This window comes from Microcoleus sp. D3_18_C4 (genome assembly GCF_036702355.1).
Classification (GTDB): Bacteria; Cyanobacteriota; Cyanobacteriia; order Cyanobacteriales; family Microcoleaceae; genus Microcoleus.
The window spans coordinates 35,091-55,364 of record NZ_JAUBTF010000035.1 but is presented as its reverse complement, the minus strand read 5'-3'; the positions used below and the strand labels follow the sequence as shown (position 1 = coordinate 55,364).

The window sequence follows — 20,274 nt, the reverse complement described above, 5'->3', positions numbered from 1 at the left end:
GTGAAAAACCTCGGTTTTGACCCACCCGCCCATCAGTCTTAAGATATTTATAGGTAACTAAGAGTATAGGTGCGATCCATCCAGTGGCACCCACAGCCTACCATATAAACTATTTTCTCTGTCTTTTCTATGCCAGCAATTCCTTAAGTTTAGCAATATTTTCATTGCTTAAGTAAATTTTAATTTCTAGTTCTTGGTCAGATTCCCACAGCAGCAGCAGATTATCTTCGCCCAAGGCGATTTCGGGATTGTTTAATTCAAGTGTTTGATATTTAACTTCGGGAATTCCTACGCGAATTACCAGTTCCGCTTCCAACTGAGGATAGATGTACAATTGCTGTTGCAAGTTGTCAAGTTCTAATTTGTCAACAGTGTTGTTACGTTGGACAGGAGAATCGGGTATGTACCAATAGAGAGTTTCCTCCCGAATTTCAGGATTGACTATCACAAATGTTTCGTCAAAACGCTGGGGGTGCCAGTGAATTTCGCTCAGACCGCCGATTTGCGGAATCAGTCGCTGTACCCAGCTAATTTCTTTGCCGTTCAGGTTTGCCCACCACTGACTAATATTATTGAGATTGTCAGCATTTTCGGGGTCGGTGCTGCCGGACTGCCAGACTGTTTTTAGTTGTTGCATATACAAGTTCTCCAGCGAATTTAAATTTGAGATTGCAGGCGTTCAATTGGAGATTCATTCGTTATACAATAATTTTAATGGACTTACCAATTATTTACCACGAAGATTACGTTGCACCTCTGCCACCGGCTCACCGCTTCCCGATGGCAAAGTTTCGGATGCTTTACGAGATGCTGCTCGCGGACGGGGTAGCAGATAAATCGCAATTTCACGCTCCCGAACTTCCCCCTCAAGAATGGATTGAATTAGTCCACGACCACTCCTATGTTCAAGCTTACTGCAACGGGACGCTCGATAACAAAGCGACTCGGCGAATTGGTCTGCCTTGGAGTCGGGCTCTTGCTAATCGCACTTGCACTGCGGTTGCAGGAACTGTACTAACTGCCAAGCTCGCTTTAGACTATGGTTTGGCTTGCAATACTGCGGGCGGAACTCATCACGCCTTCCCTGCTTTTGGGTCTGGTTTTTGTATTTTTAATGATTTGGCGATCGCCTCTCGCGTCTTACAAAAAAATGGTTTAGTTCGCAAAGTTTTAATTGTCGATTTAGATGTCCACCAAGGAGACGGAACCGCCGTAATTTTCCAAGATGACAGTAGCGTTTTTACTTTCTCGATGCACTGCGAAGTCAATTTTCCCGGCACCAAACAAAAAGGCGATTTAGATGTACCTTTGCCTGTAGGTATGGAGGACGACGAATATTTACAAACCTTGGATAAATTCCTACCAGATTTGCTGTCAAATGTCAAGCCAGATTTAGTTTTGTACGATGCTGGAGTAGACCCTCATCACGGTGACAAACTGGGAAAATTAGCTTTAACTGATACGGGCTTATTTCGCCGGGAAATGCAAGTTTTGATGGCGTGTTTGGCTGGTGGCTATCCCGTTGCCTGCGTGATTGGCGGGGGCTATTGCGATGACGCTAAAGGGTTAGTTTATCGGCATTCGCTGCTGCACCGAGCTGCCAGTCAAGCCTATAGGCAGTATCGACTTTGATCCAGAGCGGCGAGATTTAAAATTGACTTCAGTATTGTTTGGCGATATGATTGCGTGTTGAGGGTGTCAATTAATACTAAAAACTGGCTAAGCTGTTGTGCATTTAATTTGTATGTTGAGGGCGGGCTTTCGCGCCCAACCCTACTCCCCAAAAGAGGAAAAATTTATTTAACTATGCAATTTAAATGCGAATTAGCTTAAAGTGGTATTAAAATAGATATATCGCATTTAATCGTAGTGTATTTTATGGACTCCAACTCGTTAAATATCACAGAAGATGGGGCTAAAGAACCGACTTTGATGCCCATAGACAAGCGCTACCTGCTAGTCCTCAACATCCCATTTTTCTGCGACTCCAAAGGCAGCAGGTATCTCGATTTAATGTGGGCTAAAGACCTAACCCAACACTTCAAGTATTTGAAAAACTTCACGCTAGCATGTCCGTGCGTGCGAGAAACCCCCCCTGAAGATACAATAGAGGTGGATTCGGAAACATCATTTGCTGATGCTAAATTTATTGACCTTCCCTCCCCAAATAGCTGGGCCCAAGCAATATTGCTGCTGCCGGCAACGGTTGCCCAGCTTTGGGGCGCGATCGCATCTTCAGATCTCGTACATAGTGGTGTAGCAGGCTGGCCGATTCCGATGGCATGGTTAGTGACGCCAATAGTCCTGATACAGCGGAAACCATACGTGCTCATAGTCGAGTCCGCACCGTGGCGGCTGCTGCCGGGCACCCCTGCCAGCATTAAAGCCAAAATTCAAGCTTACATATACGAAACATTTAATCGCTGGTGTATCAACAGCGCCGACTTGACAATCTTTACACAGGCAGAATATCAGCAAAGTTTATTAAAAAAACGACACCAACAAAGTCAGATAATTCATGCTTCGTGGATAGATGAAGAAAATATTATTTCGGAAGCAGAGGCGACTAAAATATGGCACGAAAAACTGTCAGCCTCGCCCAAACAACTAAAAATTCTATTTGCGGGCAGATTGGTTCCAGAGAAAGGCCTGTTAGTTCTCCTAGAAGCAATGAAAATCTTGGAGGAGGGAAACATTCCCGTCAAGCTGGACATACTAGGTGAAGGCGAACTGTTAAGCAACTGCCAAGCAGCCAGCAAGGCAATGCAAAAATCGGTACAGATAGAAATTTTGGGAACTATTCCTTACGGCAAAGAATTCTTCGGGCGGCTGCAACAATATCATGCTGTTGTGGTTCCCAGTACCTCAGACGAACAGCCCAGAATAGTATACGATGCTTATTCCCAGGCCGTATCGGTACTGGCAAACAACACCGCCGGACTCCGCGACTGTATCGAAAACGGCATCACAGGCTTGATCGGTAATTGCAATGACCCAGTTGATTTAGCAAACTTGCTCAAACAGTCGGGAGAAAACTTGAACCTACTTCAAAATATGGGCATGGCAGGTCTGAAATATGCTCGCCGCCTGACTCACGAAGAAATGCACCGGCAGCGGTGGCAGCTTTTGTCAATTATGTTGGAGCAATCAAAAAAGTAAGTAGGTAGGCGCAAATAAACCGGGCTGTGTAACCGAATGTAAAGCTGCCAGAACCTTTGGGATTGCTTCGTTTCACGGAGTGACCCTCGCTTTTGACTACTTGTGTATTTTCCCACTCATCTACTTAGGCGATACCTGCACTCCGGGCGATCGCTCCAGCTTGCCAGATGGGTACAACTTGAGCTAAAAAGTTGTTAAACCAACAACGGTACTTATGTCGAAGGCCAGCGAGTCCAATCACCCCTATCCACTGCTGGTTGTCATTGTTAACTACCGAACCTCTAGTTTGACAATAGACTGCTTGCGCTCTCTAGTTAGCGAAGTTCAATCGCTGCCCGGTATGCGAGTTGTAGTTGGCGACAATGCTTCAGGCGATCGCTCCGTCGAAGAAATTAGTAGTGCGATCGCCTCAGAAGGCTGGAATGAATGGGCATCCTTCGTTCCCCTAAACCGCAACGGCGGATTTGCCTTCGGCAACAACGCCCTGATCCGTCCCGCCCTCCAATCCACCAATCCTCCCCCTTACTTCCTGCTGCTCAACCCAGACACCATAGTTCGCCCCGGTGCCTTAAAAGCCCTCGTCGATTTCATGGACTCCCACCCCGAAGCCGGCATCGCCGGCAGCCGCTTGGAAGACCCCGACGGCACGCCCCAAGAGTCAGCTTTTCGGTTTCACAACCTCTTTACCGAACTCGATTTTGGTTGGCGGACAGGCTTTATATCCAAGTTATTAGCCAACTGGGCCGCAGCGCCTCCCATTTCTCAAAAAACCTGTCAAACTGATTGGGTAGCTGGAGCCAGCATGATCGTCCGTCGCGAAGTATTTGAAAAGATTGGCCTGATGGATGAAGCTTATTTCATGTACTGCGAAGAAATGGACTTTTGTCTGCAAGCGAACAAAGCTGGCTGGAGTTGCTGGTACGTACCCGAAAGTCGTGTTGTCCACTTAGTCGGCCAAAGCTCAGGCGTCACTGACACCAAAAAGCCCGCCAAGCGGCTGCCCACCTATTGGTTTGATTCCCGACGTAGGTACTTTATCAAAAACTACGGCTTGGTTTACACAGCATTAACTGATATATCCTGGGCTTCCGGTTTTGCAGCGTGGAGGGTTCGCCGCGTACTTCAAGGCAAACCCGATGGCGATCCACCACAATTGTTGAGGGATTTTGTATTAAATAGTGTATTTTTTAAGGGGGGTAAGATTGAAAAATCCAAAAACTTTTAAAGGGAGTTGGTAAATCGGTAAAAGCCAACTAAACCAGGTTAACCTAGGCAAGCAAAATATTTTATGGTGCAGCCGAGAAATTAGTATTCTCGATCGATAAAACCGGATTGCTCCTTCCTCAAAAACCTGACAGACCCATTAATATCGTCGGCATCTAGCAATAGAGTAAACAAGAAATAGCGTGAATTAGAGCTTATGGTAACTGAGCAAAACTTAATCACCAGTGAAAATCAAGTAGAAAGCCCCGGCTTGGGACTGTGGCAGCAAATTAAAGAAGACTGGATTGCTCATGGTCGAGATTGGACAAAACCGGGATTTCGCGCCGTAGCAGTGCAGCGTTTTGGCGTCTGGAGAATGCAGGTAGAACCGAAATTACTGCGAGCTCCTTTGAGCATTATTTATCGAGCACTCTACCGAAAAGTCCGCAATAGTTACGGGATAGACTTGCCTTACACTGTGAAGCTCGGTCGTCGCGTGGTGATTGAACATCAAAACGCTATTATTATTCACGGATATTGTACGATCGGCGACGACTGCATTATCCGCCAAGGTGTAACCTTGGGAAACCGCTATTTGGACAAACCGCTAGAATCCCCTCAATTGGGCGATCGGGTTAACGTCGGCGCTGGTGCAAAAATCCTCGGCAAGGTTAACCTAGGAGACGACGTAAATATCGGTGCCAATGCTGTAGTTTTATCAGATATTCCAGCCGGTCAAACTGCCGTTGGTATCCCTGCCAAAATTATCAAATCCCGGCCTGCTGAAAACAATGCTTAAATCATTTTCTTCCTTATGGCTTCTGCTATAACTCTGCGGAGATTAAATAAATCTCCCTAGTCAAGTTAGAAATTACTCTTAAGGTAAACTGCACAAATAGGCACAATTGTCTACATTATCAAAAATTTGGACAAACAATGGTTGAGTCAATCGCTAAGTCAATCATTTCTGCTACAGAACCAGACTGGAGCCGCGAAAAACTTAGCAAGTGGTGGGAACCCAGTCGCCAACTGCTCAAATCTATCCGCAACTATCAAAAGTGGCAGCAGCAGGGTGGAATTGGAGGATATATTTTATGCCGTTGGAACGTGATCCAGCATCGATTTTGGAGCGTGGTCACTGCAACAGACATCCCTTTGAACTGCCAAATACAAGGAGGACTGCTGCTGACTCATCCTAATGGCGTTGTCATTCATCCCAGTGCTTCCATTGGCCCTAACTGTCTGATTCTTCAGCAGGTGACAATTGTTGCTGATGTCAAAATCGGCGGTCATGTCGATATTGGTGCAGGAGCTAAAATTATTCGCTCCGTAACGATCGGCGATCATGCTTTGATTGGTGCCAATGCTGTGGTGATTTGTGACGTGCCACCCGGTGCAACCGCAGTGGGAATACCGGCAAAAATAATCGAAAAAAAACCCAGGAAGTCTGACAAATAATTTCTAAAAGTCGCAGAAAAATCATGAAATTAGCTGGACTTTTATTAAAATATAAAAGGAACTGCTCATTAGTCGCATTCAAAAGGTAAAACTTGAAACAAATTGGATTAGTGGCGATCGGACGAAATGAAGGGCAGCGCCTCCGCCAGTGCCTAGTCTCAGCCACAGACAAAGTTGCGCGCGTCGTCTACGTCGATTCCGGCTCAACAGACGGTAGCCTAGAGTTAGCCCGATCGCTCGGAGCCGATACAGTAGAACTAGACTTATCTATACCGTTTACCGCAGCCCGCGCCAGAAATGAAGGCTTTGCCCGCTTGCTGGAAATAGCACCAGAAATCGAATTTGTCCAATTTGTGGACGGTGACTGCGAAGTAGTTGATGGATGGATCGATCGAGCCTACAGCGAACTCGCAGCCAAACCCGACTTAGCAGCAGTATGCGGGCGGAGGCGCGAACGATACCCCAAAGCAAGCATCTACAACCAATTGTGCGACATCGAGTGGGATACCCCCATTGGCGAAACCAAAGCCTGCGGTGGCGACTCCATGATGCGCGCCACAGCATTTCAGCAAGTGGAAGGTTTCAATCTCGCACTCATAGCCGGCGAAGAACCCGAACTGTGCTTGCGGCTGCGCCAAAAAGATTGGAAAATCCTTCGCTTAGACGCAGAAATGACCCTGCACGACGCGCAAATGACCAGTTTTGTTCAGTGGTGGAAGCGCGCCCAAAGAGCTGGTTACGCCTACGCCGAGGGCTCCTGGATGCACGGAAGCGAACCAGAGCGCCATTGGGTCAAAGAAACCCGCAGCACCTGGTTTTGGGGCTTAGTCTTGCCAGCCCTAGCCTTGGCAATGATATGGCCGACAAAAGGCTGGAGCTTGTTACTATTGAGTGGCTACCCCTTAGCAACCTATCGCACCTATAACTATTATCTAAAGCATCGGGCTCTCACAACTAAAGACTCAGCCATCTACGCTTTGTCTTGCGTATTAGCCAAATTTCCCCAGCTACAAGGTCAAATCCAGTTTCACCAGCGCCGATTGCTGGGGCAGCAGAGCAAGCTGATCGAATACAAAACAACCAACTCTATTCATTCAGCCAGCTAGAATTAGAGCTAACGTCCCAGAAAGTCCACCCGTGAGTAGCAAACAAATGAGCGATCAACAATTAAAAGTTTTACTAATTGTAGAGCAGTGCAATCCTGACTGGGCATCAGTACCTTTGGTGGGGTACAATTTTTTCCAAAAAATCAATAATTTAGCTGATGTAACCCTCGTCACCCATATTAGAAATAAACCAGCTCTCGAAAAACACCCAGAATACGAAAAAGTTGTCTACCTTGAAGAAGGAAAGTTAACCAAACAATATTATAAAATAGTCGAAAAACTCACCGCAAACGGGCGAGTCAATTGGCCTCTTTATAATACCTTGAGCTACCCAATTTATGAAGAATTTAATCAGCAAGTATATGAAAAATTCAAAGGAAAAATCCTCAACGGAGATTATGACATAGTTCATGCAATTACCCCGATGATGCCGCGGTATCCGTTTAAGGTAGTCAGTGTTTGCCAGCAGACTCCTTTTATTCTAGGCCCTGTGAATGGGGGCATTCCCTTTCCACCAGGTTTTCAAGAAACGGCAAAACAAGAATTTGCTCAATTCAACTTTTTGAGAGCAGTTGGTCGAGCATTAATTCCAGGTTATGTAGAAACTTACAAAAAAGCCGACAAAATTTTAGCAGGTTCAACATATACTTTAAATATGCTAAAAGATTTGTTTGCAATACCGGACCAAAAAATTGATTTGTTTTACGAAAATGGCATTTCGGACGATTTTTTAAACCAGACCAGTATCCCAATTAAAGATGTTAGCCATATCAATCTGCTTTTTGTGGGTCGATTAGTGCCTTACAAATGTGCCGATATTGTCATGGAGTCTATTGGGAAATTAGAGCAGGGAATTAAAAGTAAAATCCGCTTAACTATAGTAGGAGACGGGCCAGAAAAAAATAAGTTGGAAAACCGAGTAAAGGAGCTTAATCTAGGGGAAATAGTTAGCTTTGCCGGATGGGTGAATCAACACGAAACTCTGGATTATTACAGGAAAGCAGATATTTTTTGCTTCCCTTCAATCCGAGAGTTCGGGGGCGCAGTGGTAATGGAAGCTATGGCTTGCGGACTCCCCTGCATAGTTGCCAATAACGGCGGTATTGGTGAATACGTGAATGAAGAAACTGGTTTTAAGATCGAGCCGATTTCTAGAGAGTATCTAACACAGGAGTTGACAAGTAAAATTAAGCTGTTAGTCGAAGATGATCGGCTGCGGGAAAGTATGTCAGCTAAGGCGATCGAAAAAGCCAGAGAATTTGCCTGGGAGAACAAGGGCATAAAAATCGTCGAGATTTACGAAAAAATGCTCGGTGAGAAAGGTGTTCGTGCATCGGCATAGTAGATAAATATCCTTGAACTAAAAATTAGAAAGTAGGTAAGAAATGAAGGCAAAAATCGGATACTTTATTCCCCAATTTCCCGGACAAACACACATCTTTTTGTGGCGGGAGCGACAATTTCTTGCAGAACTTGGAATTGAAACAGATTTAGTATCAACTCAACCGCCACCCAGAGCGATCGCTTCTCACGTATGGGCAGAAGAAGCTCAAAAAAATACTGTTTATCTATTTCCCTTTGCTGCGAAAGATTTTATTAACTCATTCCTAGAGGTTCTCAAAGCAGGTCCCGCTGCATGGTGGCAGTGCCTAGCAGTTATTGCCAAAGCGAGAGATACATCGTTATTTGGAAAAGTTAAACTCTTAGCACTGGTTTTGGTTGCTGGGAAACTAGCCGGGTTAACAAAAACAAAAGGTTGGTCTCACATCCACGTTCATTCCTGTGCCAATTCCGCCAATATAGCCTTATTTAACTCAATTATTACAGGCTGTACTTACAGTATAACTCTTCACGGGCCTACTCTAGAAGTGTACGGGTCAAATCAGGAACAAAAGTGGAAAAATGCTGCTTTTGCGATCGTCATATCTCAACTGCTTCTCAATGATGTCAAAAATAAATTAGCGAACTTTCTTCCCAAACAATTAGCTGTTGCTCCCATGGGAGTTAATATTGCAGAAATTAAACGCAGCAGCCCTTACAAGCCTTGGCAAGAAGGAAGTCCGTGCAATATTTTTGCTTGCGGCCGCCTCAACCCGGTGAAAGGTCATAAATACTTGATTGAGACTGTAGAATTGCTGCGAAATCGGGGATTTGACGTGAGGCTGCAAATTGCAGGCGAGGATGAACAAGGGGGCAGCGGATATCACCAAGAGCTACAAAAAATCATTGAAGATAAATCGATGTCCGAATGCGTGGAGCTACTTGGGGCTGTTTCGGAACAGCGAATTCGCCAAGGTCTAGAAGCAGCTCACATTTTCGCTTTGGCAAGTTTGAATGAAGGAGTTCCGGTTGCTGTGATGGAAGCAATGGCGATGGAAGTGCCGTCTGTTGTTACTAATGTAGGCGGAACTTCTGAGCTAGTAGATGACGGCGTGGATGCTCTATTAGTCCAATCAGAAAAACCCCAAGAAATGGTCGATGCGATCGTCAATATACTGCAAAATCCCGAACTTGCTTTGAGCCTCAGTCAGGAATCCCGGAAAAAAATCATGGCTAAATTTAGCCACGGCCGCAGTGCAGAAACTTTAGCTCAGTGTTTGGAAAAACTTGGAAAAACTAACCCGTCTTAGTTATGCCAAAGAACAAATTTAATCTCAGATTACATAAATCCAGTTGAGTCCAAACAAGTTATGCGAATTTTAATTGTTGCTCAGAACGCTTCAACTAAATTCGGTGGCGAGTCATTGCTGCCGGTCAACTATTTCCGGATACTTCGATCGCGCCAAATAGAGACATGGTTAGTGGCGCACGCCCGCACCCAGACAGAACTCACAGGGCTGTTTCCAGAAGACTGCGATCGAATGCACTTTGTACCGGACACTTGGCTGCACCGACTGCTTCACAATTGCGGGCGATTTATCCCTGAAAGAGTGAATGAGTTTACTTTTGGGCTGCTATCTCACCTGTACACCCAAGTGCTACAGCGTCGTATTGTCCGGTGGCTGGTGAGCAAACACCAGATTGATATTGTACACGAACCGACACCAGTCTCGGCAACAGTTCCTTCATTGATGTTCGGATTGGGAGTTCCGGTAGTTATCGGGCCGATGAACACGTCGGTTAAATTTCCTCTGGCTTTTCGATCGCGCCAAAGTCCTATCATTGATATTTTAATCGAGATCGGTTACCAGTGCGTCGATTTCTTCAATCGTCTTTTTCCCGGTAAAATCAAAGCGGAGACGCTGTTAGTGGCAAACGCTCGGACGAAGCACGCACTGGCATCTGGAGTGCAGGGTAAAGTTATTGAACTTGTGGAAAACGGCGTGGATTTCTCGGTGTGGCGATCGGACTCTAGCTTATCAAGAGCAGCGACCGGGCAGGTTCATTTTATATTTTTAGGCAGGCTGATCGGCTGGAAAGCTGTAGATTTACTGCTGGAAGCCTTCGCACCCGTCGTCGCTCAAACGGATGCAGTCTTGGAAATCATCGGTGATGGGCACATCCGAGGGGAACTCGAAGCTCAAACAGTTCGTTTAGGCATCGACAGCAACGTTGTATTTAGTCGCTGGCTGTCTCAGGAAGACTGCGCTCTCAAAATGCAACAAGCTGATGCAATGGTTTTTCCCAGTTTGCGGGAATGCGGGGGGGCAGTGGTGATGGAGGCAATGGCAGTGGGCTTGCCTGTCATAGCAACGAACTGGGGTGGCCCGGCAGATTATCTGAATTCCACTTGCGGTATTTTAGTAGAACCGACTTCTAAAGAAGGATTTGTCCAGGGACTGACAGATGCGATGCTCAAGCTGGCTCATTCACCAGAATTGCGGCAGAGTATGGGTTCTGCGGGACGGGAACGAGTTCGGCAGCATTTTGATTGGGAACGCAAAGTCGATCGAATACTTGAAATTTATCAACAAACGATCGACGATTGCCCCAAGCATTAGGTAGCCGACCATTAAAGCATAAAGCAGCAGCTTTCAGGTTGAAAGCTGCTGCTTGGGGGTGCTAAAAAAGTATGTGGCGGCCTAAAGACCCCCCTCTACATCCTAGCGATCTAAAAACGGGTTAACCCGTTTGTTTGGTTAACCCGCGAGCTTGGAAATTTGCAGATCAATTAGTTTTGCACTACCAGCTTAACGTTGGCATTTTGCAAACCGCGCTGCTTGACTGCTGCCAAGGTCTTGTTAACTGCGTACTTCTGGTTGATGGAGTTGATTAACTCAGTTTGATTGTGCTTTTTGGCGACGCCCCAGAGGTCGGCAATCAGGTCAAAAGAACCATCGCTATTGCGAGACCAACCCAGGTCATATTCGCCTTCGAGAATCGCCACGATGTCGGAGCGAACGCGCTGACCGTTATAGCCACGAACATCAGCTTCTGACTTGACTGAAATGCCCAAGTCGCGCAGGGAAGCTTTCAGGATTTCGGCATCGGTGATTTTGGTACGCAGTGTGCTAAAGTGAGACATTGGATTTCCTCCTAATACAACTGAGAGAGAAACAACAACGGTCTGGATTTAACGGTGCCGCTGGGCGGCTCTTGAATCGAACTGCTAGCTGTTGCTAGCCTTTGCTCCTGTTTGGACCAGGAGAAAGCTTTTAGAATTCCATTCGCTGGTATTCAGCGACGGAAGACGCAGCGGGCCGTGCACGCTGTCTAGCCCAATCTCGAAGGGCGGTGACCTGTTCGGTCATTGTTTTAGACAGTGGCATTGTAGATTTAATGGCCGCGATGATGTCTAGCTGCGTAAACTCTCGATCTTGAGCGAAGGCTTCGTACATGGCGGCTACTAGCGCTTGCTCAATCTCTGCACCTGAAAAGCCCTCGGAAACATTAGAAAGTTGCTCTAAATCGAAGCGAGTAATTTCCCGACGGCGCTTTGACAGGTGAATCTTAAATATATCTTGGCGTTCTTCTTTGGTAGGCAGATCAACAAAGAAGAGTTCGTCAAATCGACCTTTCCTCAAGAATTCTCCCGGCAACCGCTCGATTCGGTTGGCTGTTGCCATTACGAAGACTGGGGAAGTCTTTTCTTGCATCCAAGTGAGGAATGAACCGAAAATCCGGCTGGAGGTGCCTCCGTCTGAGTCGGCCGAACCAGTGCCTCCTGCAAAGGCTTTGTCTAGTTCGTCGATGAAGAGGAGGGCTGGAGAGATGGATTCTGCTGTTTTGAGGGCATTGCGGAGGTTGGCTTCCGAGCGACCCACCATCGAGCCGTCGTAGACTCTACCCATATCTAGCCTCAGCAGGGGCAGTCCCCAGAGGCGGGAGGTGGTCTTGGCAATCAGCGATTTTCCGCATCCCGGTACGCCGAGAATTAACATCCCTTTTGGTTGGGGCAGGCCGTATTCTCTCGCCCTTTCTGTAAAGGCGTTGGAACGCTGTCTCAGCCACCGCTTCAGCTCTTCTAAACCGCCGACTGCATCCAGGGTTTCGTCTTCTTCAATAAACTCTAGAATGCCGTTGCGCCGAATTAATTGCTTTTTCTCCGAAAGAACTATGTCTACTTCTTCTTCTGTGAGGCGCCCAGTCGAAACTTGGGCTTTGCGATAAACTTTTTCAGCTTCGTCCTTAGTCAATCCCAAGGCTGCTTTTAAAAGTTTTTCTCGCGCTTCTGTGGTAATGCGTCGCGATTGCGTTTGCTCCAACTGACCAGACAATACTTGGTTTAGTTCCTTCATGTCTGGCAACGCGAAGTCTAATACCACTACTTCCTTTTCTAGCTCGATCGGAATTTGCTGCAAAGGAGACATCAGTATAATTGTCTTTTGCGTTCCTTTGAAGTTGGCGATCGCATCGCGCAACCACCTCGTTACCGGAGGAGAATCTATAAAAGGATGCAAATCTTTGAAAATGTAGATGCTAGCGTTACTGTTGGGTTCTCGCTGCCTGATCACCCATTCAATGGCTGCCTCTGGCGAGACGGTGTTGTGTTGGGTGGTGGTGCGGGGTTGACCATACTCCACAATGCCGTGAGTTACAGTCCAGATAAATACTCGTCGCTGTGGTTTGGCTTGAGCTATTGTCGAAATTGCTTGCTCACACCGCTCTTCCTCGGATGTCACGAGGTAGATCAGAGGATATTGAGCTTGGATTAGAATACTGATCTCTTCTTGCATAGTCCTCGACCCACTAGAGACGGTGCTATCTTTGCTGAATCTCAATGCTGCCCTTAGCCCTCTTACTGAAAATTTCAGTTTTAGCTTTTTGGCGAAGCAAGGCATTCTTAGCAGGGAACCAATTCTTCCTCTCCCGGTTTGGCCGTGCTGGCACTGACGCCCGACACCTGCTTTACTGGAAGATCCTGTTCAGCCAATACGCTCGGCTGACTTGTTACGGATGCCAGTTCTCCATCTCGCATTACTACTGAACCCGTGCATTCTGGACAGTTGTACACCCGATGGGTTTGTCCGTAGGAGGCTTCTACTTCGTCAACCAGTTCGGGATTTCCTAGGTAGAAGACAATTGCCCTTTCTGCAATTGATGACATCGGTTCAGTTTCGACTGCGGCTCGGATTTTGAGCTGGCGATGCAGTTCTGGTGGAAGATACAATGTAACTTTTTGCTTTTCTTGCATATGACAGTGAATTGACTTACCCGGGTATGTATATCAGATTAGCCGCTTAATTCTTTGCTGTCAAGCCTCTATGCAGCTTTAGCGTCATCTTGTAATATTTCGTTACACTTGAGGTAAATCTGGGGCAGTTAACAACGAAAAAGTTAGGGCTGTAACTGATGAGTCCGAGGTGCAGCGGCAGGTATGGGTAGCGTCAAGGACGATCGACCAACTATAAATATGAACAATAGATATATAGGAGTGGGGCCAACAAATTCTTTGAGTCGCCATCTGGGGTAAGGTGCGCCATCAGCACCCAGCCCGCTCATGAGTGCGCCGTAAGCGCCGGGGGACTCAGTACACAACGAAGTTACTAACTTTGGGCGTTTTGATTTTGAAACCAAACTCCTCCAAGCAGTTTTTATTGCTTTAAGTTTGAAAAATCCGAACGTGAAATAGCAGTTTTCGGCTTTTGATCGGGCTCAGATTTAACACCCCTGGACAGCGCTAGCGCTCAGCACCCTATGGTTAGACTTTTTGGATGACATTGTGTAAGGTGTTAGCCACTTAATTTTTTGGCCCAAATGCTCGCTACAAGGACTCTAGGCTGCAAAATCTTCAATTTAGAGGGGTGTCAGCTTATCTTTAATAGGGCAGTGCTGGGTAATATATACTTGGATGCGGACCTGCTAACCTGAAATTTTTAATTTTAGATATCAAAGAACTGACTGATGGATTTAGACCAACAGATTCAAGCATTAATCGAAAAAGCTCCGCCCGACGGTTCGACGCCACAAATCTTAAAGGCGATCGCCCCGGCCCTGGTGTTAATTGCCCAACAGCTACAGCACCTCGAATACTCGATCCTGCAAGCGGTAGACCAAAGTTGGGCGATCGTGGTTTTGAGCAATCTCAAGCAACCGGGACGGGAGAAGAAGGTGATTTATGCTTGGACAAGTATTAAAGATGCGTCGCAGGCTGCGGCTGCTGGGGGCGATCGCCTCAGACCGGTGCTTTTGCCTGTTACTCACCTTTTATTTCAGATGATAGCTCTGGAAGGTCTTGACAGCATTGTTTTTTTTGAAAGTCCCGGAAATCAGGAAGTCGGGACGGAAATCCCTCGCGAGCAAGTACAGAGTTTAATTAACGTTTACTTGCAACAGTATCGATCGGCTCCACCGCCAGATATTGCCTAAACAATTCAATTTTCTATTAATTGGTAACAGGGCATTAGGCATTGGGCATTCCCCATTACCAATTCCCCATTACCAATAAAATGTAACTTTTTAACCTCTAATAAAGTCTACTCAAAACGTATTCAGCCAAATCAATCAAAGCTTGACGGGACTCGGAATGGGGCAGCGCAGCTAAGTATTCGACGGCTTTCTGTGCGTGGTTTGTGGCTAGTTCTCGGGATCTCTCTATGCCTCTAGAATCTTCTACCAGTGCCAGGGCCTGCTCTAGATCTCCTTCTTGGGCAAATTCGCGTTCTATGAGAACTTCCAAGTAAGGTTTTTCTTCTAGGGCAAATAGTGCGGGTGCTGTCAGATTACCGCTTCTGAGATCCGAGCCTGCCGGTTTCCCCAAAGTTTCCGTTGAAGCGGTGAAATCTAATATATCATCTACTATTTGGAATGCCAAACCAATGTTCCGACCGTAGTTGTACAAATCGTCTGCTATTTCCGCTGAAACCTCGCTCAAACAGCCCGCTGCTTTGGAACTGTTGGCAATTAAAGACGCTGTTTTGTAATAACTTTTTTCGAGGTACGCTTCGATCGACAAGCTGGTGTCAAATCCATTGAGTCCCTGTTGAATTTCCCCCTCAGCTAAATCCATAATCACTTCTGAAAGCAGTTTGACTACTGGCAGGTTGTCGAGATTTGCCAAATGCCAGGAAGATTGAGCAAACAGAAAGTCTCCCGCCAATACTGCCACTCGGTTGTTAAACCGACTGTGAACCGTCGGCACTCCCCGCCGCAGATCCGACTCGTCCACCACGTCGTCGTGGACTAGACTAGCTGTGTGGATCATTTCCGTAATTTCAGCGAGGCGGCGGTGTTTTTCCGTGATTTCCCGATCGGGCATAGTCGCCTTGGCCATCAACAGAACGATCGCGGGTCTCACTCGTTTTCCCTTTGTGCCGAATAAGTATTCTGCAGCCGCGTACAAGATGGGATGACGGGCACCCACTAACTGTTTTAAGTTTTCTGTCAACAGTCGCAGGTCTTCTTCAACCGAGGAAAATAGGAGAGTGCTAGAGATCATGGATACGCCGACTCAAGCGGTAAAGTAACAAAATTTTACATATCATATCTTTATTTTAAGGTAATTCTCTGCAATAGAAAAGAAAAATCTAGGCGATCGGCAGTTATTTGTCATCTGCCGCCCGATGGGAGTCACCCGACTGCCATCGGCGAGTTGCCGACTCTCAGAGGGGTTGCCCCTATTGTATCGAATTGTTAAGGACACTGCCAAAAAATCTCTAAATCCCAAAAACCCTGTGTTATTATGGGTATTAAGGATTTAAACAATTCTATACATTAAGTACAGCCAGACTGGCAGGTAGCTTTTAGGTGCCTGTAAAAGTTTCGTAGAGCCAGCCTTGTTAGTCGATCGCAGCCAAAATTTCTGGGACAGATTTTTAGTTCCTCGCGGCTAAAAGTTATCAGAAGTTAAGAGTAGCGCATCTTATGTGCACGGTAGCTCAAAGCAGCTAAAGTGGATGGTTTTAGGCTGTTTAAGCATCTGTAAAGCAGTAAATCATTATTGATGACCGGGAACGCCTAAATGTTCCCGCAGGCTTGATATGGAAAAACAGCCTTCAGAACCAAGGCATGGTCTTGCGTGCTGACTTAATGTAGTAGGTCTTGAACTTGTCCTGCTCCTCCTCGTCCTTGACTTTTGGTTCTAATTATGATTTATCGCGATATTCCTCTAATTATTCCCATTCTGGCCGCCGGCTATGTAATGACTATTTATGTAGTGCTGATGTTGGCCGAACGCAGCGCTAAAATAACTCGATTGGGCGAGTAGTGCACTGCTGGGCAGCCGAAGTCGGCAGCAGCGTCCTCGCTTCACCCTTGAGAATTCGGAATACTCAATAATAACCCTGCCTTGAATGCTTGCGCGCAAAGGCAGGGTTATTATTTATAATTGCGGGCACCGTGATTTTTTTGGCTGCTAGTTACTGCAACACATAGCTAAAGTTATCGATGTTCAATGCCAACAGCCTCTGAGGCAGGATATGCTACTTAGTAGCAGCTTGTATCGCTCACAGCAAGTTTCATCTCAGGGAAAGTCGCCCAATGTTCCTAGAAAGCTATTAAAGTGTTCTCCAAAACGCTGAGTTTGAAGTTGTCGGTTATTGTGCCAAAACTCGCAATATTCCTATTTTTCAGGACAATAACTTACAAAAATAAAACGCGAAATTTCTGAATCGAGCATCCTGCTTGCTCAACATAAGGAATCCATAAATTTGCACTGCAATCACATATTTCATCAAAGGGTGCTTAACTTGCTGAGTCAGTCAGATAGTCTCTGCCATTTATTCACAGCTTGCCAAGAAGAGCATCTGGTACACAGAGAGCCACAAAAGTAATTTTTAGTTTCAAAAATATTCTCGATCTAACTGTATGGTAGAAAAGTAATTGCCATTATTAATGACCCATTGAAACTCGATTAAATTTTGATTAAAAAACTACAACACCGAGTAGAAATTGTCAGAGAATCTCAAGCTACACTGCCTAAATTGTTGTGTAATCCAGACGAACTCAAACAAGTTTCCCTAAATAGGATGCACAATGGTTTACAAGCGATAGAGAATTGCGGAGTTTTAAAAGTAAAGGTCAGAGCAGAAAATCCTAGCCTGCTCGTCAGTGGCAACTGAATTACCTGGGAATTTTACCACGAATATGTAATCCGTTCTTTACCACAAAACCCGCCGACGAAGGCAGCGGGTGGGGACGGGAGATTATTAAAAAAAGTGTGGAAAAACATTCGGGTAACATAGAAGTAACATCAGTTATCGGTCAAAGGACGTGTATGGTGTCAATTCCGATCGCCGCTTAGCGCGATCGCACTAAAAATTATACCAATGCGCGACTAAAAATGCACCTCTAGACCGATGTCAAACCAGGATTGCGGTTAGCCTACCGCGACTTTAAAATCGGAAATCTAAAATGGTATGAAGTGCCGGTTCGGCCTGCATCTATCCCCCTTGATTTGCCCATGTCAACAACAGTTTCTGATACCCAAAGCTTGCTAGAACAGGCGATCGACCCCAAACCGCTGGTGCTGCCTCCAGACACACCCTTGAAAGTCGCCATTGCTGCCATGACTGAGGCGAGTGCCAGTTGTATTTTAATCGCGTTTGAGCAGCAATTGCTCGGAATTTTTACAGAACGCGATGTTGTGAAAATAACTGCTAGCGGTATTTCGCTAGCAGGGGTAGCAATTTCTGAGGTGATGACTGAAAACCCGCTCGCCATTTCCGTCGATAAAGCCGGGAATATCTTCAAGGTATTGAGCATATTGCGATCGAAAAGAATCCGTCATTTACCCCTCCTAGACGAAGGTGGGAACTTACTAGGCGCTATCACCTGCGAAAGCATCCGTAAAATCCTCAAACCGGCAGACTTGCTGAAAATGTGGCGTGCCGAAGAAATTATGACTAGACAATTAATAGTTACCTCAAGCAGCGCCTCAGTTTTAGAAGTCGCAAAACAGATGAGAACCCAGCGAAAAAGCTGCATAGTCATTTGCACTGACAGCGACAACAAAAATCAGAAACCTGTGGGCATAATTACAGAACGCGACATTGTTAAATTCCAAGCTTCTGGACTAGATTTCGCAGGTACTCCCGTCACCGCCGCGATGAGTTTTCCGCTGATACCGTTGCAGGTAAAAGCCACCTTGTGGCAGGCTCACCAGTTAATGCAGCAGCACCGCATCCGGCGCTTGGTGGTGGTGGACGAGGAAGGATATTTAGCTGGAATTGTGACTGAAATTAGCCTGCTGCAGGCCTTAGATCCGGTAGAAATGCACGCAAATGTCGAGCTTTTGCAGGAAACAGTTGCCGACAAAATTCAGGAGTTGAACAAAATGAACGAAGAATTGCAAAAAGAAGCGTTGCGAAGAACAGAAATAGAAGAAAAATTGCGAATATTAAATGATAATTTGGAAGAACAAATCAAACAGCGAACTTTAGAATTAATTAATGCCAACAGTCAGTTAAAAAAGGAAATACAAGACCGCACTACCGCTGAAGCTGAAGTTCGCCGCCTGAACACCGAACTCGAACAGCGAGTTCTAGACCGCACGGTTCAACTAGCAGCCAGTAACGAAGAATTGCAGCAACAAATTAGTGGTAGAAAATTGCTAGAAGAAAAATTGCACTTTTCTGAAAGGAAAGTGCGCGCCGTTTTTGAAGCGATGACCGACATCGTTCTCGTGCTAGACATTCAGCGGAACATAGAAGTTTTGCCAACGAATGTGGCAGCGGCTTCTGAGCCAGATTGTGATATAGTCAGCTTGACCATAGAACATTTTTTTGACGACGACAACCCGGATGATTGGTGGGTGTTAGTTCAGCAAGTGTTAGAAACACAACAAACTCTCAATTTTGACTACAGCTTAACAGTTTGTGACCGCGAAATTTGGTTTTCCGCCTGCATTTCTCTGTTCTCAAAAGATGCAGTCATTTGGGTGGCCCGCAACATCAACGCCCGCAAAATAGCCGAGTCAGCGCTGTGCAAAAAAAATGCAGAGTTATCTCATACCTTAGAAGAACTGAAGCGGACTCAAAAAGAACTCATTCAATCAGAAAAAATGGCAGCCCTCGGACAGTTAATTGCCGGAGTTGCTCATGAAATAAATTCTCCTTTAGGGGCGATTCGCTCTTCTGTGCAGAACATCGCCGACTTCTGGACGGAACAATTGCAGCAGTTGCCGATATTTTTTCAACAACTATCCCCGGAACGGCGGCAGGATTTCTTGGCTTTGCTACACAAGTCCAGCCAAGAGACAGATACATTATCTAGTAAAGAAAAACGTCAGTTAAAAAAACTTTTGCAGGGGCAATTAGAATCAGAAAAGATTGACGACGCTGCCAGTCTTGCCTGTACTTTATTAGATATCGGCATCGGCAATAATGTAGAACCTTTTTTACCTTTGTTGAAAGACAGCCAAAGTCGAAATATTGTACAAACCGCCTACCAATTTGCTACGGTACAAAAAAGCACTAAAAATATTGCTACCGCCACGGATAGGGCCGCCAAAATCGTTTTTGCTTTGAAAAGCTACTCTCGTTACGACCAGTCGGGTACCAAAGTAATCGCTAATATCACCGACGGTATTGATACTGTTTTAACGCTTTACCACTACCAAATCAAACACGGTGTGGAAGTAGTCAGAAACTATGGTACTAATTTGCCCTCTGTGCTATGCTATCCTGATGAACTCAGTCAAGTTTGGACAAATTTAGTTCACAATGCTTTACAAGCGATGGGCAATAAAGGCGTGTTAAAAATTGATGTCAAACACCAAGCGAACGCAATATCAGTCAGTATTACCGACAGTGGTCCCGGCATTCCTCCAGAGATTATGCCGAGAATTTTTGAGCCGTTTTTCACAACTAAACCTCCAGGGGAAGGTAGCGGTTTGGGATTAGATATAGTTCAAAAAATTCTAGAAAAACACCAAGGTGAACTGCAAGTAGAAAGCGTGCCTGGTCAAACAAAATTTACTATATTCTTGCCCGTCGGAATCCCTTGATAGCAATAAAAAAAAGAGGGAAAT

At 45.8% G+C, this 20,274-nt stretch carries 16 protein-coding genes; 11 read left to right on the top strand and 5 right to left on the bottom strand.

Going from position 1 to position 20,274, the window contains the following annotated elements; translation table 11 throughout:
• Nucleotides 1-127: 127 nt before the first annotated feature.
• Nucleotides 128-637, bottom strand: coding sequence for a hypothetical protein (locus QUA90_RS17945; RefSeq protein WP_333329058.1), 510 nt, complete (start codon nt 635-637; stop codon nt 128-130).
• Nucleotides 638-714: 77 nt separating this feature from the next.
• Here QUA90_RS17945 and QUA90_RS17940 point away from each other — a divergent pair, with 77 nt between their 5' ends.
• The 9 genes from QUA90_RS17940 (at nt 715) to QUA90_RS17900 (ending at nt 10,867) form a co-directional block, all read left to right on the top strand.
• Entirely contained in the window at nt 715-1,632 is a 918-nt protein-coding gene (locus QUA90_RS17940) for a histone deacetylase (RefSeq protein WP_333446874.1), read from the top strand.
• Between the two features lie 246 nt (nt 1,633-1,878).
• On the top strand, nt 1,879-3,159 hold the full coding sequence (locus tag QUA90_RS17935) for a glycosyltransferase (protein WP_333446872.1): 1,281 nt from the start codon (nt 1,879-1,881) through the stop codon (nt 3,157-3,159).
• Between the two features lie 214 nt (nt 3,160-3,373).
• Nucleotides 3,374-4,384: a glycosyltransferase family 2 protein gene (locus tag QUA90_RS17930; protein ID WP_333388808.1), complete on the top strand. Its 1,011-nt coding sequence runs from the start codon at nt 3,374-3,376 to the stop codon at nt 4,382-4,384.
• A gap of 195 nt (nt 4,385-4,579) precedes the next feature.
• A complete protein-coding gene (locus tag QUA90_RS17925) occupies nt 4,580-5,161 on the top strand; it encodes a serine acetyltransferase (RefSeq protein WP_333209838.1) in 582 nt (193 codons plus the stop codon).
• 137 nt (nt 5,162-5,298) lie between these two features.
• The gene (locus QUA90_RS17920) at nt 5,299-5,820 is read left to right on the top strand and encodes a serine acetyltransferase (RefSeq protein WP_333446870.1); all 522 of its coding nucleotides are present in this window, start codon (nt 5,299-5,301) and stop codon (nt 5,818-5,820) included.
• Between the two features lie 92 nt (nt 5,821-5,912).
• Nucleotides 5,913-6,926: a glycosyltransferase gene (locus tag QUA90_RS17915; RefSeq protein ID WP_333081976.1), complete on the top strand. Its 1,014-nt coding sequence runs from the start codon at nt 5,913-5,915 to the stop codon at nt 6,924-6,926.
• Nucleotides 6,927-6,972: 46 nt separating this feature from the next.
• Nucleotides 6,973-8,268, top strand: a complete 1,296-nt coding sequence (locus QUA90_RS17910) for a glycosyltransferase family 4 protein (RefSeq protein ID WP_333446868.1) — start codon at nt 6,973-6,975, stop codon at nt 8,266-8,268.
• A 43-nt stretch (nt 8,269-8,311) separates the two neighbouring features.
• A complete protein-coding gene (gene epsE / locus QUA90_RS17905; RefSeq protein ID WP_333446866.1) occupies nt 8,312-9,556 on the top strand; it encodes an exopolysaccharide biosynthesis GT4 family glycosyltransferase EpsE in 1,245 nt (414 codons plus the stop codon).
• Between the two features lie 60 nt (nt 9,557-9,616).
• Nucleotides 9,617-10,867: a glycosyltransferase family 4 protein gene (locus QUA90_RS17900; protein ID WP_333446864.1), complete on the top strand. Its 1,251-nt coding sequence runs from the start codon at nt 9,617-9,619 to the stop codon at nt 10,865-10,867.
• 170 nt (nt 10,868-11,037) lie between these two features.
• On the opposite strand, the gene QUA90_RS17895 is transcribed toward QUA90_RS17900, so the two are convergent.
• The 3 genes from QUA90_RS17895 to QUA90_RS17885 form a co-directional block, all read right to left on the bottom strand.
• Nucleotides 11,038-11,391: a DUF1257 domain-containing protein gene (locus QUA90_RS17895; protein WP_006635781.1), complete on the bottom strand. Its 354-nt coding sequence runs from the start codon at nt 11,389-11,391 to the stop codon at nt 11,038-11,040.
• Nucleotides 11,392-11,521: 130 nt separating this feature from the next.
• Nucleotides 11,522-13,042: a stress-responsive protein Ycf46 gene (gene ycf46, locus QUA90_RS17890; RefSeq protein WP_333209848.1), complete on the bottom strand. Its 1,521-nt coding sequence runs from the start codon at nt 13,040-13,042 to the stop codon at nt 11,522-11,524.
• A gap of 107 nt (nt 13,043-13,149) precedes the next feature.
• Nucleotides 13,150-13,500 (bottom strand): hypothetical protein, encoded by a 351-nt coding sequence (locus QUA90_RS17885; protein WP_006635783.1) that lies wholly within the window; start codon nt 13,498-13,500, stop codon nt 13,150-13,152.
• Nucleotides 13,501-14,210: 710 nt separating this feature from the next.
• Between QUA90_RS17885 and QUA90_RS17880 the strand changes: the two genes are divergently transcribed.
• On the top strand, nt 14,211-14,675 hold the full coding sequence (locus QUA90_RS17880; protein ID WP_333081970.1) for a hypothetical protein: 465 nt from the start codon (nt 14,211-14,213) through the stop codon (nt 14,673-14,675).
• Nucleotides 14,676-14,772: 97 nt separating this feature from the next.
• Here the strand turns inward: QUA90_RS17880 and sds are convergent, their stop codons facing one another.
• Nucleotides 14,773-15,744, bottom strand: a complete 972-nt coding sequence (sds, locus tag QUA90_RS17875; protein ID WP_333056988.1) for a solanesyl diphosphate synthase — start codon at nt 15,742-15,744, stop codon at nt 14,773-14,775.
• A 1,962-nt stretch (nt 15,745-17,706) separates the two neighbouring features.
• Here sds and QUA90_RS17870 point away from each other — a divergent pair.
• Complete coding sequence (locus QUA90_RS17870; protein ID WP_333446862.1) at nt 17,707-20,250, top strand: CBS domain-containing protein; 2,544 nt, start codon at nt 17,707-17,709, stop codon at nt 20,248-20,250.
• The last annotated feature ends 24 nt before the right edge of the window (nt 20,251-20,274 follow it).

What these genes read in the sequence shown, in the direction of transcription:
- QUA90_RS17880 (WP_333081970.1), top strand. Translation starts at nt 14,211, where the DNA reads ATGGATTTAGACCAACAGATTCAAGCATTAATCGAAAAAGCTCCGCCC.
- QUA90_RS17895 (WP_006635781.1), bottom strand. Translation starts at nt 11,391, where the DNA reads ATGTCTCACTTTAGCACACTGCGTACCAAAATCACCGATGCCGAAATC.
- ycf46 (WP_333209848.1), bottom strand. Translation starts at nt 13,042, where the DNA reads ATGCAAGAAGAGATCAGTATTCTAATCCAAGCTCAATATCCTCTGATC.
- QUA90_RS17900 (WP_333446864.1), top strand. Translation starts at nt 9,617, where the DNA reads ATGCGAATTTTAATTGTTGCTCAGAACGCTTCAACTAAATTCGGTGGC.
- QUA90_RS17920 (WP_333446870.1), top strand. Translation starts at nt 5,299, where the DNA reads ATGGTTGAGTCAATCGCTAAGTCAATCATTTCTGCTACAGAACCAGAC.
- QUA90_RS17935 (WP_333446872.1), top strand. Translation starts at nt 1,879, where the DNA reads ATGGACTCCAACTCGTTAAATATCACAGAAGATGGGGCTAAAGAACCG.
- QUA90_RS17940 (WP_333446874.1), top strand. Translation starts at nt 715, where the DNA reads ATGGACTTACCAATTATTTACCACGAAGATTACGTTGCACCTCTGCCA.
- epsE (WP_333446866.1), top strand. Translation starts at nt 8,312, where the DNA reads ATGAAGGCAAAAATCGGATACTTTATTCCCCAATTTCCCGGACAAACA.
- QUA90_RS17910 (WP_333446868.1), top strand. Translation starts at nt 6,973, where the DNA reads ATGAGCGATCAACAATTAAAAGTTTTACTAATTGTAGAGCAGTGCAAT.
- QUA90_RS17925 (WP_333209838.1), top strand. Translation starts at nt 4,580, where the DNA reads ATGGTAACTGAGCAAAACTTAATCACCAGTGAAAATCAAGTAGAAAGC.
- sds (WP_333056988.1), bottom strand. Translation starts at nt 15,744, where the DNA reads ATGATCTCTAGCACTCTCCTATTTTCCTCGGTTGAAGAAGACCTGCGA.
- QUA90_RS17930 (WP_333388808.1), top strand. Translation starts at nt 3,374, where the DNA reads ATGTCGAAGGCCAGCGAGTCCAATCACCCCTATCCACTGCTGGTTGTC.
- QUA90_RS17885 (WP_006635783.1), bottom strand. Translation starts at nt 13,500, where the DNA reads ATGCAAGAAAAGCAAAAAGTTACATTGTATCTTCCACCAGAACTGCAT.
- QUA90_RS17945 (WP_333329058.1), bottom strand. Translation starts at nt 637, where the DNA reads ATGCAACAACTAAAAACAGTCTGGCAGTCCGGCAGCACCGACCCCGAA.
- QUA90_RS17870 (WP_333446862.1), top strand. Translation starts at nt 17,707, where the DNA reads ATGTCAACAACAGTTTCTGATACCCAAAGCTTGCTAGAACAGGCGATC.